This window comes from Winogradskyella helgolandensis (assembly GCF_013404085.1).
GTDB lineage: Bacteria > Bacteroidota > Bacteroidia > Flavobacteriales > Flavobacteriaceae > Winogradskyella > Winogradskyella helgolandensis.
On sequence record NZ_JABFHO010000001.1, the window covers coordinates 4,205,063 to 4,220,318 of the forward strand.

At 34.1% G+C, this 15,256-nt stretch carries 9 protein-coding genes; all 9 read right to left on the reverse strand.

The window, feature by feature from the left end:
- Positions 1–50: 50 nt before the first annotated feature.
- Positions 51–1,484 carry a TolC family protein gene (locus HM992_RS17835; RefSeq protein ID WP_179320811.1) on the reverse strand — a complete coding sequence of 478 codons (1,434 nt, stop codon included), beginning with the start codon at positions 1,482–1,484 and terminating at the stop codon, positions 51–53.
- Positions 1,485–1,680: 196 nt separating this feature from the next.
- Complete coding sequence (locus HM992_RS17840) at positions 1,681–2,352, reverse strand: ABC transporter ATP-binding protein (RefSeq protein WP_179320813.1); 672 nt, start codon at positions 2,350–2,352, stop codon at positions 1,681–1,683.
- A 21-nt stretch (positions 2,353–2,373) separates the two neighbouring features.
- The gene (locus tag HM992_RS17845) at positions 2,374–3,117 is read right to left on the reverse strand and encodes a head GIN domain-containing protein (protein WP_179320815.1); all 744 of its coding nucleotides are present in this window, start codon (positions 3,115–3,117) and stop codon (positions 2,374–2,376) included.
- A 17-nt stretch (positions 3,118–3,134) separates the two neighbouring features.
- On the reverse strand, positions 3,135–5,519 hold the full coding sequence (locus tag HM992_RS17850; protein WP_179320817.1) for an ABC transporter permease: 2,385 nt from the start codon (positions 5,517–5,519) through the stop codon (positions 3,135–3,137).
- 14 nt (positions 5,520–5,533) lie between these two features.
- Positions 5,534–7,885, reverse strand: coding sequence for an ABC transporter permease (locus HM992_RS17855; RefSeq protein WP_179320819.1), 2,352 nt, complete (start codon positions 7,883–7,885; stop codon positions 5,534–5,536).
- A 149-nt stretch (positions 7,886–8,034) separates the two neighbouring features.
- On the reverse strand, positions 8,035–10,482 hold the full coding sequence (locus tag HM992_RS17860) for an ABC transporter permease (protein WP_179320821.1): 2,448 nt from the start codon (positions 10,480–10,482) through the stop codon (positions 8,035–8,037).
- A 59-nt stretch (positions 10,483–10,541) separates the two neighbouring features.
- On the reverse strand, positions 10,542–12,959 hold the full coding sequence (locus HM992_RS17865) for an FtsX-like permease family protein (RefSeq protein WP_179320823.1): 2,418 nt from the start codon (positions 12,957–12,959) through the stop codon (positions 10,542–10,544).
- Positions 12,960–13,129: 170 nt separating this feature from the next.
- Positions 13,130–13,807 (reverse strand): ABC transporter ATP-binding protein, encoded by a 678-nt coding sequence (locus HM992_RS17870; protein ID WP_179320825.1) that lies wholly within the window; start codon positions 13,805–13,807, stop codon positions 13,130–13,132.
- An 86-nt stretch (positions 13,808–13,893) separates the two neighbouring features.
- Entirely contained in the window at positions 13,894–15,144 is a 1,251-nt protein-coding gene (locus HM992_RS17875; RefSeq protein WP_179320827.1) for an efflux RND transporter periplasmic adaptor subunit, read from the reverse strand.
- Between the last annotated feature and the right edge of the window lie 112 nt (positions 15,145–15,256).

Here is a 15,256-nt window from a genome sequence, read left to right on the forward strand (position 1 = left end):
ATTAACTCAAAAGTGATTATACGTACTGAAATCTGTTAAAAAAAATAGTTTTATTCAATAATAGACACGTCTACTCCTCTGTAATAATCTAAAACTTTTACACGTAATAAGTATTCGTATTTGGCATTGGCTAAATTTACTTTTGCATTATCTAAATTATTTTTACTGGTAATATAGTTTAAGAAATTAGACACACCATTTTTAAAACGTATATCATTAATACGATAAGATTCTTCATAAGCTTCCACTTGTTTTACTAAACTTAAATGACGATTATAAACTGCTTCCATATCAAAATGAACTTGAGCAATCGCATTTTTTATGTCTGTATGAGTTCGTTCTAATTCTATGATAGACTCCTCCACTCTAATTTTTTCTAAGGCTACATTATTTTTAGCTCTAAACCCATTGAATAATGGCACAAAAACTTGAACACCAACAACCGTATTTAAATTGTTATCTAATTGATCTTTATAATCAATACGTTTTGAAGCAAAATTGGTTTGCTCTGTCATAATTGGTAAATCTAGACCATCGACCGTTACAAAATCCCCAGTTTCAACAATGCTTGCTCCTGATGAAGTAAACAATTCTGCAGCACTAGAATAATTGGTATTGACACCCCCAAAAAGGGATATTTCTGGTGTAAACTGAGACTTAGCTACACTCACACCTTTTTTTGCAGCTTCAACACGTAATTCTTTAGCTTTAAATGTCGCTAAGTTTTGTAAGGCTTCTTTATAAACGGCATCTGCAGATAATTTATATATTTTAAAATCTAAGATTAATCCTTCTGTGTCTACATTAACGCTTTTCTCTAAATTCAATAAACGCATTAAGCTTAATTTCGCATTATTTAGGCTACTTTTAGAAGATAGAACACTAGTTTCGTCACTTGCTACTTGTCCTAAAATATCTGCATAATCCGCTGGATTCCCAGATTCATTCTCATAAAACCCTTGTTGAATTTCAAGCTGTTGTTTCGTTGTTTCTAATCGTGACTTAGTCAATTCTAAAACATCTCTCGCATTTAAAACTTGAAGATAAGCTAACGTAACATTCAAAATTAAATCTTGCTTTGCTGCATCAATTTCTAAATCTGAAGCTTTTTTATTGAGTCGGCTTTGCTTCGCTGAATTTAATAATCTAAAACCATTAAAGATCGTCATATCCAAGCTTAATCCTAAGTTTGAAAATGTCAATTCCTGATTAATATAAGCGTTGGTAAAAGGATTGATACTTCTACCATCATTAACACCTAAACTAAAATCTCCGTTAATGCTAGGTAATATATTCGCTTTGGATTGCTGATAATTTACTTTCGCAGAATTGGCTTGTAAATTGGTGGATTTTAAATCGAGATTATGCTCTAAAGCGACTGCAATGCATTCGTCTAAAGTATAACTTTTCTCAGTGTCATTTTGAGCAACACCAGACCAGCTCATCACTAAAATGAGGATTAATATTACAAGTTTATGTGTCATGATTTGTTTCTTTAAATTATTTAGGTATCGAAAGACTAATCCTACAGTATCGTCAATTCGAGTATTTCGAGTGAGCGAGAAATGTATCGAGAATCTTATATTCATCTATTACTTCTCGGTACAAAATTTTCTGAAAAACAAAAATTCCACTCGAAGTGACGAAATGTTATCGAGATGCCATTTTTATTTATGATGATTAGACTATTTTTCCGTCTAGCAAATTAATAATTCGAGAGCCATAAGCAGCATTACTTTCAGAATGTGTCGCTTGGATTATGGTGACTCCTTCTTTATTTAACTGCGCAAAGAGCTCCATGATTTCTTCACTTTGTTTAGAGTTTAAATTCCCTGTTGGCTCGTCTGCTAAAATTAGCTTTGGTTTTCCTATTAATGCTCTAGCAATACCAACTAATTGTTGTTGTCCTCCACTTAATTGAACTGGGAATAAATCTTTTTTACCAACGATATTAAATCGATCTAACATATCTGCTACCATCGCTTTGCGTTCCGATGATTTTACATTTTTATAGAGCAACGGGGTTTCAATATTTTCATAAACGGTGAGTTCATCAATAAGATGATAAGCCTGAAACACAAATCCGATATACTCTTTATACAATTTGGATCTGTTTTTTTCCTTCATGCTATGCACAGGTTCTCCTAGAAAGGTATAGCCTCCATCTGTAAAATTATCTAACATGCCAATGCAATTCAACAAAGTAGATTTTCCAGAACCAGAAGGTCCCATTAGTGAGATGAATTCTCCCTCTTCAACATTTAAATTAATATTATCTAGTAGCGTAACTTTATTACTTCCTGAGTTTACAGTTCTGGTGGCTTCGTTTAGACTTAATAGTGTGTTTTTCATTTTATTTGTCTTTTATATAATTTAGTCTATTCGTTTAATTTCATAGTCTCCAAAACTCAGTCCTTTATTGACCTCAGCCTTTCCTTTATGGCGTAATGTGGCTTCACCATAAGCTGTAAATTTGATGCTTTTTGAAGCTTGAATTTTAAACACGGCTTCTCCATAGGCTTTAAGTTTCGACGATTTATTATCAACGTCTACAAGATTGATAATTCCTGCCCCATACGCTGTAATATTCTGCTTAACTGTAGTTCCTTTTTTAATTATCAATTCACTTTCACCGTAAATATCCACGTTAAATGTGTCGAAATTAACATGATTAAAAGTTACTTGAGATTCACCATAAATATTAAGTGTAAACTTTTTTTCATCCATCAAACTCTTACACAGCGTGCGTTGTTCTCCTCTTAAAGACAATGCATTAATATTTTTGTAGGTAACTAGAATGGTTAGTACTTTTCCTTTATAGATTGGCACTTTCATCTTCATACCATCTTTTGTAATACTTTCGTTTTTAGTAGTTTCTTTCGCATCATCTAAGTACACGCGAAGTGTTCCCCCTTTAACTTCAATATTTATTTTGTCTTCTGGTTCTGTGCTCTCTATTATGGTTACAGATTCTTCATCTCCTTGAACAAATGTGGTTTCTATATGTGGACTTATAATAACCTTATCAAAAGCTTCAACAGGCTTCTTTGTTTGCGCTAATGCAATTTGGCTCATACAAACCAATAGTATGACTAAGCTATATTTTAAATTTCTCATAAATTATTTTTATAAATTTATTCTGTTCTTAAACTTTTTATAGGATTTGCCACTGCAGCTTTAACCGCTTGGTAGCCGACCGTAACAAATGTGATCACCAACGCTAATGCACCAGCAATCGCAAAAACGGTCCAACTAATAGTAATACGATAAGCAAAATCTTGTAACCATTGATTCATAAAATAGAATGCTAACGGGAAACTAATCGCTAAAGAAATTAATACCAATCTCATAAAATCCATAGAGAGTAACTGTACGATTCTTGGAACGCTTGCTCCAAAAACTTTCCTTATTCCAATTTCTTTATGACGTTGTTCTGCCATGTAAGCTGCTAAACCAAATAAACCTAAACAAGCTACAATGACTGCCAAAATTGAAAATAACAAACCGACATTTGCTGTGCGTTGTTCTTTCTCATATAGTAATTCTAGATTCTTATCTAAAAAGGTATACTCAAAGGCAGAATTTGGTGCTATGTTTTTAAATGTGTTTTCAAAATTTGAAATCGTTTCAGATAAGACTTCATTTGTAAATCGAATTAACAAGTACGATTTTGGTTCTCTGCTTGAGTTATGAAACGCATAAGCACCAATTGGATTATGCAACGAAGCAAAATTAAAATCCTCTACAACTCCATGTATATAAGCATTATTACCTAATTGCATCGCTACTTTTTTTCCAATAGCTTCCTCTGGAGATAAGCCTAAAAAATTCACAGTAGTTTTGTTCACCACAACCTCAACCAAGGTATCACCTACTTGTTTGTTTTTAGGTAGCAACTGACCTGCCAAGAGCTTAAGTTGTAATACATCAGCCACTTCGCGCTCTGAATTATTTGTTGAAATCCCCATGGTTTCGTCTGTATTTGGTTTATTAATACTTCTTCCACTAACTCCCATACCAGGATAACCTTGAGATCGTCCTACAACTGAGACATTTGGTAATTTCTCAAAGGCATTTACTAAAGCCTGATTAGCCTGTCCACCGCGAATTGCAGACGTTGATATCGCCATTACATTTTCGGGATTATAGCCTAAACTTTTATTCTGAATATACTCTAGTTGCTGATGAATCACAATGACTCCAATAATCAGAACAACGGATGCTGAAAACTGAACCACAACCAATCCCTTTCTTATAACACTTGCGACACCTCCTTTATTAGTAGAAGGTTTGAGGGCTTCTTTAGGCGAGAATCGTGATAAATATAATGCAGGATAGGATCCTGAAATAAGACTTGTTACGAACCAAATTAAGATTAAGAAAACGATGATTTCAATAGAAAAAAGTGACGAAATATCGAGTTCTTTTCCTGCAATATCATTAAACATCGGCAATGCTACAACAGCAAGCACACCTCCTAAAACCATAGCAATTGCAGTAATTAAACCTGTTTCAATATAGAATCTAACAACGATATCTCTAACAGATGCTCCAAGCGTTTTATTAATACCTACATCTGTGGCGCGTTTTTGAGATCGCGCTGTAATTAAATTCATATAATTAATACAAGCAATTACTAAAATTAAAATCGCTAAAGCCGTTAAATTTCTAATTTGATTGATATCACCATTTCGCTCAATGTAACTATCCTTATAAGTCGAAGAATATAAATGGATTTGTTCTAAAGGTTGAAGCGAGAAGTTATACCATTGCTCATCTTTCTTAACATTTTTATCTAGAATATCTTGAATCTTAGCTTCAACATTTGCCACATTTGGCGACGCCGTATTAAAGAGCAAAAAGGTTTCAAAACTCGCATTATCCCATGTAGGATTTTTTGCTGCATTTTGCATTAAAAACGGAGCCACCATATTGAAGTCTAACGAACTATTTTCAGGAAAATCCTTAAAAACACCTTTCACCTCAACAACATCCACATCATCTATGGTTAAGGTCTTTCCTATTGGATTTTCATTTCCAAAATACCGTTTCGCAGTACGTTCTGAAAGTAAAACTGTATTTGGAATATTGAGAACTTCTGAACCTTCTCCTTTAACAATTTCAACATCAAACATATCTAATACAGAAGCATCAGACCAGAATAGTTTTTTCTCAGTAAACACCTCGTTACCTGCTTTAATAAAAGCAGTCCCTCCAAAATCATGTTTGAGTAGTCGTCCTGCTTCTGCAATATCAGGAATATTAGCTTCTAACTCTAGTGCGACTGCAGAAGGAGAACCAGTCCAAGTTTCAAGATCATCTTCTGTTGTATTAAGAAGTACACGGTAGATCTTATCCTTGTTGGCGTACATAGAATCAAAACTACGTTCGTGTAAAATAAATAAAAACAGAACCAATGTTGTGGCTAAACCAATGGATAGCCCTAAAATATTTACAATTGAAAATAAACGATTCGTCTTTAAACTTCTCCAAGCAATTTTTATATAACTACGTATCATAATACTTGTTTTTTTTATTCGGTTTTTAAACTATCTACAGGATTTGCCAATGCTGCTTTTATCGCTTGAAAGCTTACCGTAATCATCGCAATTACAATAGCAACAACTCCTGCTATTACAAAAATCCACCAATTAATTTCTATGCGATACGCATAATTCTGAAGCCAATTATCCATAACATACCAAGCCATAGGAATTGCGATAACAATGGAAAGACCAACCAACTTCAAAAAGTCTTTAGATAATAATTTCACAATACCTGCAACACTAGCACCTAATACTTTTCTTACTCCAATTTCTTTACTACGTTGTTCTGCAGTATAAGCGGCCAATCCAAAAAGCCCAAGGCAAGAAATAAGAATTGCTAGTAAGGCAAATAGTTGAGAGAGTTTTCCAATGAGTTGTTCACTTCTAAATTTGGCATTAAAAGCATCATCTACAAAGCTGTACTCAAAAGGAAAGGCAGGATTATGTTTTTTCATTACCGCTTCAACTTTAGACAGCATCTCATTTGGTTCAATATTAGGATTCGTTTTTAGATACATGTAACTAGATTCACCCAGATAATTAAAAAATAACACAGGATCACTTTGTCCATACATATCTTCGAACAGATAATCTTTTACAACACCTATTACTGTGTAAGTGTCGTCTCGTATTACTTTTTTACCAATAGCACTGCCAGTTCCCATAAGCTTAGCAAACGATTCGGTAATTAAAACACTACTACTATCTTTTGCTACATTTTCGCTAAAACCACGACCTTCGGCAAGTTTCATACCTGCTGTTTCTAAAAAATCTGAACTGATATATCTAAAGAAAATCAATACATCTTCTGTATCTGTTCCGCCCGTCCATGTTAAGTTAGAACCATTGTTGCCTCCATTTAAAATACCTGAATTATTTAAACCTACGCTTGAAACAGCTCCTGTATGTATTAAATCTTGTTTGATGACATCAAATTTTTCAATCATAGTACCATTGACATTCAATGAAATCAACTGGTCTTTATCAAAACCTAAGTCTCTGTTTTTTACATGTTGGATTTGTTGATAAACCAAAATGGTACAAATGATAAAAACAATTGAAATTGTAAACTGACCAACAACTAATCCTTTTCTAATAAATGTTGCAGATCCTTGAGTGACTTTTAAACCTTTTAAAACCTCAACAGGATTAAACGAAGACAAGTAGAATGCTGGATAAAGGCCAGCGAAGACTCCACAAACAAGCGTAATTCCTAATAAAAAGATAATATGTAGTGGTTGCGCTAATCCTAAAACTAAATTCTTCTCAATAAGCAAGTTAAATTGCGGTAATAAAATAAAGAGCAATAACACACTTACCAAAGTCGCGATAAAAGAAAGGATTAAAGCTTCCGATATAAATTGAAAAATTAATCGTGAACGACCAGAACCCATGGCTTTTCTTACTCCAACTTCATTCGCACGTTTCTCACTTCGTGCAGTCGATAAATTCATGAAGTTAATACAAGCTATAAGTAAAATAATTAAAGCAATAATTGTAAATAATCTAACCGAATCTATGCGTCCTCCAACTTGCTTTCCATTTTCAAAATTACCTCTTAAATGCCAATCTTTTATAGAATGTAAAAATGCTTTTGAGTCACTATCTCCTGTTTTTTTCTCAAGTAATCCAAGGACTTGATCATTTACATAATTAAAATCAGCTTCTGGTGACAACTCAACAAATGTATCTGCGAAAAAACTACCATAACCATTGGTCCATTCTTTATCTCCACTCCAACGCTCAAATGGCGCAATCCAATTAATAGGAAACGTTACGTTCTTTGGTAAATTCTCAATAACTCCTGTAATCAGGTAATTATCTGTATTGTCTACTTTAAGTACTTTGCCTAATACTTTTATGTTTTTGCCATAAAGCTGCTCTGCCGTTTCTTGAGTAATAACGATTGCTTCAGGATTATTAAAAGCCTCTTTTGCATTTCCTTCTACAAACTTTAAACTAAAAATTTCTATAAAATCTTCATCTACAAAACGTCCACCACTATTAATGGCATTATCATTAACCGCAAATAAAAAGTCTCTATGTTTGGTACGCGATGCTTTAACAATTCCTGGAATTTCCGTTTTCATAGCTTCCGCGAATGGTCCTGGTGTAGAATTGAACGTTCGCCATTCTCCATCATATTCTTGATGCGTTGGCACGTAATACACTTGATCTTGTTTTTCAAATTCCGAATCGAAACTTACCTCATCCTCAACCCAAAGAAAAATTAAACTAGCACACGTAATTCCTATGGCTAATCCAAAAATGTTTAGAAAGCTATACCCTTTATTTTTACGTAAAGTCCGGAATGCTATTTTTATATAATTTAAAATCATACTGTTTTTTGACTGAATTAATTACTTCTACTCATTATATAGTGAAGATGATGCCAAAACCACAAAACACTAAAAACCAATTAATTACTTTTTATTTTAAAATCCTTAGTGTTCGAATTTGATACACTTCTTGTTCGTAAATGAACAGTTTATTCTGAGCGTAATGAATCCACAGGATTGGCATTTGCCGCCTGAAGCGTCTTTACACTGATGACTAATAAGGCAAAGACGATCATCGCTAAACCACTCACTAAGAACACCCAAAAACTAATACTTGTTTTGTATGCAAAATCTTGCAACCAATTATTAATGCCGTAATATGCAATTGGTGCCGCAATGATAAAAGCAATTGCTACCAAGATTAAAAACTCTTTACATAAAAGTGCGTTAATTTGAAGTAATGACGCTCCTAGAACCTTACGCACTCCAATTTCTTTTACACGTCGGTTGGTGGTATAAATCACAAGTCCGAGCAATCCTAAACAACTAATTAATATTGATAAACCTGTTGCCCAATTTAAAAGTTTGGACATCTTTTGCTCCCGATTATAAAACTTCTGGATGGTTTCATCTAAAAACTCGACCCTATAATCATCGGTCTCAGTATAGACTGTTTTATAAGCATTTTCAATTTTTGAAAGTGTTCCTTTAAAATCTGCTGATGATTCATTTTGAAATGCGATATGAACGGCTTGAAACTGACTCCATTCTGGTTGATACCAATCTCCTCTATATGCCATGGGTTTAATAGCGCTTCGCAAGGAACGTTGGAAAAAATCTGACATAACTCCGACTATAGGCACACTTTGATCACCTAATAAAACCGTTTTCCCTATTGCTTCATCGGGACTTTTGAAACCAAGTCTTTTTCTACACGTCTCATTAATCACCAACTCTTTAACAGTATCATTTCGGATGGTTCGTCCTGCTATAAGATCTAACTCAAATACCTTAGCGTAATTGATGTCACCAAAAATAAATTGTAAGTCTAAATTAACCTCATTGTCACCATTATTATAAGTGACTGAAGAACTATTCGTAGAAATAGATGCAGGTGCATGGCCTCCAATACTAATTGATTTAATTTCTGGTATAGCTCTTAATTTTTCGGCATAAAGCTCTTTTTTAGAGATTTCGCGTTCCGCTCTAGGGCTATAAACAGACACAATAGCATCCGTTTTAAAACCCATATCTGTTTCTAAAAGAAAATTAATTTGTTGACCAACCAACAACGTAGCAATTACAAATACTTGAGCAATGGAAAACTGAAAAACCGTTAAGAATTTTCTGAGCTTCACTTTTTTATTTCCGACAGCTAAATGATTTTTTAAAACTGAAACGGTATTGAACTTTGAAAGTACTAATGCTGGATAAAAGCCAGATAAAAATGTCACTAAAAGTAATAGAATAGAAATACCAAGAATGATTAAAGGGGATTTCATCAGTTCATAACTTAAACCTTCTGGTACAAAATCTGAAAACACATTAATCAACCATCTAGAAAGTAATAGCGATAATACTGCAGACATCAAAACCAATAAAAATGTTTCACCCATAAATTGGCCGATAAGCTGTTTTCTAGAACTTCCTAGAGTTTTACGGATTCCAATTTCTTTGGCACGCTGAGAAGCTTGCGCTGTATTAAGATTTATAAAGTTAATACAACCTAACACCAATAGAAATATGGCCACCAAAGCGAGATTAGTAAGTAGTGATTTACTGGCCTGGCCTTTAGACCAATCGTAAATACCATACTTTTCGTTGAAGTGAATATCGGCTAATGGTTGTAGTGTAAACTTTTGTTCATCACCATATTTTTTAGATTCCTCATCTTGGTGCTCCTTTGCTAAATTATCCAAACGATTTTGTAGCGCTGATAAGTCGGCATTTGGCGTCACCTTCACAAATAGCTGAGATGCATCGTTGGTGTTATTCCAGTTTTTATTGAGGAAATCGTCTCGCAATCGCGTTTGTAAAATGGTAGAATGCGAGATAAATTCTTCAAACACAAAATCTGTTCGTTCTTTAAAATTCTCAACAATTCCTGTAACTGTTATATGAAGTGAATCATTGTAAACTAAGGTTTTTCCAATAATATCTGAAGGTTTTGTATTTGGAAAATAATCAGCTGCTCGATTTTCAGTAAGAATAACATTATTTGGACTTGCTAAAATTTCAGATGTATTACCAGCTAAAAATTTATAGTCAAAAATCTTAAAATAATCAGCATCTGTAAAAATGACGAAGTTGGGCCATTTAAATTCTGAACTTAATTCTCTATTTTCAACTTTTGAAGGCCGTTCTATATAAAACCCACTAACGGTTTCAAAATTTGAATTCTCGGTAATGGCATCCTCCAATGCTAAAGTGACTCCAGGAATAGAAAAAGTAGCCTCAGGACTAATTAAATCTGTAACGACTCTATAAATACGATCCTCATCTTTATGAAATGCATCAAAGGTAGCATCGTAATAAATCATTAATCCAATCACAAAAGAGGCACTTAATCCAATGGTAAGACCAATAATATTAATTAGAGAAAACACCTTATGCTTCATGAGGTTCCTCCATGCTATTTTGAAATAATTTTTAATCATGATGTATTGTTTTATAGCAAAACTTACAAGGTTTCAAACACATTGCAGGTTGATGATGATTATTCCGTTCGTAATGCTTCTACAGGATTAGAGGTTGCGGCTTTTATTGTTTTTACAGCTATAGTTAGCATGGCTATGACTACTGCTATGCCGCCTGCCAATAAAAATATCCAAATATTAAGATCTATATGATACGCATAATTCTGTAACCAATTATGCATTGCCCACCATGCTATTGGCGACGCGATTAAAAAAGCGATAACTACTAATTTTAAAAAGTCTTTAGTCAGTAATATTGTAATGGCCGAGACACTCGCACCGACTATTTTACGAACTCCTATTTCCTTTTTACGTTGTGCTACAATGAGCAATGACATCGCAAACAAACCGATACAACTTAAGATAATAGCTAAAATTGAACCACTACCAATCATGGTAATCATAGTACGCTCATTTCGTAAGGTTCTATCAATATTTTCATTTAAAAAAGACCCTTGAAATTCGGCATTCGGCTCAATAGTATTCCAAGCTGCTTTTACATCGGTGTAGGCTTGTTCTAAATTTTGTGATGACACCTTAACGTATACGTTGCGTAAATTCCAGTTAGGAAGCGCAAATAAAGTCATTGGTGCAATCGTCTGGTCGAGTTCTTGAAAATTGAAATCTTTAATAACACCTACAACAGAATATACTGCATCATCTAAATCTATCTGTGAGGCTAAAATATCATCTTCATTGAGTTGCTTTGCCATAGCTTCATTGATAATAACTGAAAGACTATCACTCGCTAAGTTTTTTCGAAATGAACGACCTTCAATAATATTCAAATCTAAAGTTTCAACGTAATCTGCATCAACGACTAACATATGCGTATCCACGCCTCTACCTTTGTGTTCAAAACCTAAAATACTAGTCGAACGCGAGCCATCTTTTCCTAAACCTAAAATATTATTAGATGCTGTAACACTTACAATATTAGGTTTATCTTGAAGCGTATTTCGAAGTAATTCTATAGCTTGTTGATCGTTAAGTTGACCATTCAGTGGAAAAGCAATCACTTGATCTTTATTGAAACCTAAGTCTTTAGTCCTCATAAATTCCACCTGATCCCAAAGTACAAGCGTACCACTAACCAGTAAAATAGCAATACCGAATTGTAAGACCATTAAACTATTTCGCAAATGGTTTTTACCATTGACATCGAGTTTTCCTTTTAAACTTTGTAAAGTTCCAAGACGACTCATTAATAACGCAGGATAACCTCCAGCAATTAATGTGATCAGCAAAACACTCAAAACAAGCACAACCAACAATGATGGGTTTAGTAAGGTTGCCAATGACGCTTGGGTTTTAAATAAGGTTTGAAAGTATGGTAGTAAAAACACGGCTAATAAAATTCCTAGTCCGATGGAAATTAAAAACACTAAAATGCTTTCTCCCCAAAACTGAAAGAACAGCTGTTTTTTGTTTGCTCCTAGCGTTTTTCGCATGCCAATCTCACGCAAGCGTTGTGAACTTTTGGCAATACTCATATTTATAAAATTGACACAAGCTATAAACAGAATTAAAAAAGAAATTCCCAAAACTAAATACGGCATGGTACGATTGACACTAACAACTCCTTGATTAAAATTCGCAAAGCGAACATCTGCCAACGGCAATACTTTTATTTGTCTGTAAAGGCCATCTGCATTTGGGTGAAACCCATCACGCTTGGCATTATCAATCTCGTTTTTGTAATGTAATTGAGTAAAATCTGTGGTACTTTTTTCAAATTGCTTAGGTTGTACACTTTCTGCAAGTTGCATATATACTTCATGGTTCTCCATGTCCCAACGACCGATAGTTCTGGCATAGGCATGTTCATTCTGGCTTTTAAAATTTAGAACGATATCAAAACCTATTGAACTTGTATTGGGAAAATCTTCAATAATCGCGGTGACATTAAAAGGCACTTCTACTTCATCTCTTAAAATCGTAACGGTTTGCCCTATAGGATTCTCATCACCAAATATGCGTTTTGCAGCCTGCTCTGTCATTGCAACTGAAGACTCTGACGTTATTGGATTTGTCTTATCACCCTTTATAATTGGAAAGCTAAACATGTCGAAAAAATCGGGATCTACATACGCAGTGCCCATACCGAGTTGCTTATCCTGATAAGTTAATAAGACTCCAGAACCATTATAACGTGTAATTTTCTCAACTCCCGCAACCTCATCTTTCAAAGCGGCAGCAAAAGGTTCGGATTTTGAGATGTTAGCTTCAATGCCATTTAACCCACTATCTTCTGTATACACTTGATAGATTTCATCTCCATGCTCATGAAAGCGATCAAAAGACAATTGAAAAACGGCATACATGCCTAATAATAGTGCTACTCCGAATGCCACTGTAAGACCTACGACATTGAGTGCCGTGAATGTTCTGTTTTTCCAGAGGTTTCTGATTGCTATTTTGATATAATTTTTAAACATGATGTATTAGAATTACTGTTCGTTTTTTGATTGATTTGGCTTCGACACTTCAGTAGTAATTGATTGGTTGTTTTATGATTTACTGAAGTGTTTTCGGCCTGATTGATTGATTGATTGATGATTATTTTTAAGACCTGTCAGGTTTTAAAAACCTGACAGGTCTATTCTTTCTATGCCAAAATATTTTCTGTTACTTTTTGTCCGTCTAACATTCTTATAATTCTGTGACTGTATTTTGCATCGTGCTCACTGTGTGTTACCATGATGATGGTTGTGCCTGCTTCATTGAGGTCTATTAATAAATCCATAACCTCATTACCATTAGTACTATCTAAATTTCCTGTGGGCTCATCGGCAAGAATTAGTTTAGGTTTGTTTACAACGGCTCTTGCGACAGCTACACGTTGTTGCTGTCCACCAGAAAGTTGTTGCGGAAAGTGATTTCTTCGGTGCATAATTTGCATTTTCTCTAAAACCGCTTCTACTTGTATTTTTCGTTCTGCTGGTTTTACACCTGTGTAGATTAAGGGTAATTCTACATTTTCAAACACCGTTAGTTCATCGATGAGATTAAAGCTTTGAAATACAAAACCGATATTATGCTTTCTTAACTCAGAACGTTTACGCTCATTGTAACCAGCGACTTCTGTTCCGTTAAACATAAAACTACCTCCATCAGGATCGTCTAATAATCCCAAAATATTTAATAAGGTCGATTTCCCACATCCTGAAGGTCCCATGATCGCCACAAACTCACCTTCTTTAACATTAAATGATAATTTGTTTAAGGCTATGGTTTGTACTTCTTCGGTTTTATAAAACTTTTCTAAGTCCGTAATTTGTATCATTGTATTTCTATTTTTTAGCTGTTGGCTTTTGGCTGTTAGCTCTTAGTTATTGGTTGTTTCTTGTTGGTTCTCTTGCTTCTTTTTTATTATTTCAAAATCAATTCTTCCGTATCTCCAAAAGCATCATAACTCGAGGTGACTACTTTATCTCCAGGATTTAAACCATCAAGTACTTCATAATATTCTGTATTTTGGCTGCCAAGTCTAATGTTTACTTTATAAGCCGTATTTCCATCTTCACTCACTTTAAAAATCCAGTTGCCTCCTGTTTTTTGAAAGAATCCTCCTTTCGCAACTAACAAAGCCTCTTTCTCTGCACTTAAAGCCACTCTAATTTGAAGATTTTGACCTCTTCTAATACCTTCAGGCACATCTCCCTGAAATTTCATATCCACTTGAAAACGACCATTGGTAACTTGTGTAAATACCTTTTTAATTTCTAAAGTATAGGTTTTATTATTCAGCACGAAGGTTCCAGTTTGGCCATTATAGATTCTTGAAATATAATGCTCATCAATATCAACTCTTACTTTATAACCAGTAATCACATCAACTTGTCCTAAACGCGTGCCTTTATTAATGGACTGTCCGATTTCAGCATCTAGCGACGTTAACTGCCCATCGATTGGTGCTCTAACCACTAAATCTCCTACCTTTTTTCGCATTAATTCTAAGGCACTTTGTGTTCTAGCATAAGAATTACGAGCTTGATTAACTTCCAATTTTGAAGAAATGGTATCTTCAGATAATACTTGCTTAGATAGTTTCATACGTTCTTTCTGATAGTTGTAATTATTTTCAGAAGACTCGTAATCCATTCTTCCTATCGCTCCTTTTTCGTATAACCGTTTGTTTAAATTATAAACACGTTCTGCTTCAATGAGATTATTTTCAACATCGGTAAATTGATTTTGTCTGTTAATCGTATTTTGGCGCGCTGCATTTTGAGAAATTTGCATCTGTGTTAATAAATTATATACCGACGTTTCCTGGTTAATGAGACTCAATTCCAAATCGGTATTTGACAATCTTAAAATTGGTTCTCCTTTTTTAAGCATAGCACCATCTTCAACAAACTTCTCTTCTACTCGCCCACCTTCCAAAGCATCTAAATAAATGGTGGTAATCGGAAGCACAATACCGTTAACCGGAATGTTTTCTTGAAACACATCTTTAGAAACCGTATTTACTGAAATACGTTCTTTATCCACATTCAATTTAGAACCACCTGAGGTTTGAAAAATAACATACCCGATTAAAGCTATTATTGCTATAATCCCTATAGCTAATCCTATTTTTTGAGTTGAAAATTTCTTCTTTTGAATTGGAACGTCCATTATATATCTATTATTTATACTTTTTATATAGTGAAGATGATGCCAAAAACACAAAGCATTGATTTTTAACTGATTATTGTTTTTATCAAAACTAAAAGTGTCCGATTTTGAT

Coding starts and splice junctions, on each gene's coding strand:
- HM992_RS17860 (WP_179320821.1), bottom strand. CDS start 10,482: ATGATTAAAAATTATTTCAAAATAGCATGGAGGAACCTCATGAAGCAT.
- HM992_RS17835 (WP_179320811.1), bottom strand. CDS start 1,484: ATGACACATAAACTTGTAATATTAATCCTCATTTTAGTGATGAGCTGG.
- HM992_RS17875 (WP_179320827.1), bottom strand. CDS start 15,144: ATGGACGTTCCAATTCAAAAGAAGAAATTTTCAACTCAAAAAATAGGA.
- HM992_RS17855 (WP_179320819.1), bottom strand. CDS start 7,885: ATGATTTTAAATTATATAAAAATAGCATTCCGGACTTTACGTAAAAAT.
- HM992_RS17845 (WP_179320815.1), bottom strand. CDS start 3,117: ATGAGAAATTTAAAATATAGCTTAGTCATACTATTGGTTTGTATGAGC.
- HM992_RS17840 (WP_179320813.1), bottom strand. CDS start 2,352: ATGAAAAACACACTATTAAGTCTAAACGAAGCCACCAGAACTGTAAAC.
- HM992_RS17865 (WP_179320823.1), bottom strand. CDS start 12,959: ATGTTTAAAAATTATATCAAAATAGCAATCAGAAACCTCTGGAAAAAC.
- HM992_RS17870 (WP_179320825.1), bottom strand. CDS start 13,807: ATGATACAAATTACGGACTTAGAAAAGTTTTATAAAACCGAAGAAGTA.
- HM992_RS17850 (WP_179320817.1), bottom strand. CDS start 5,519: ATGATACGTAGTTATATAAAAATTGCTTGGAGAAGTTTAAAGACGAAT.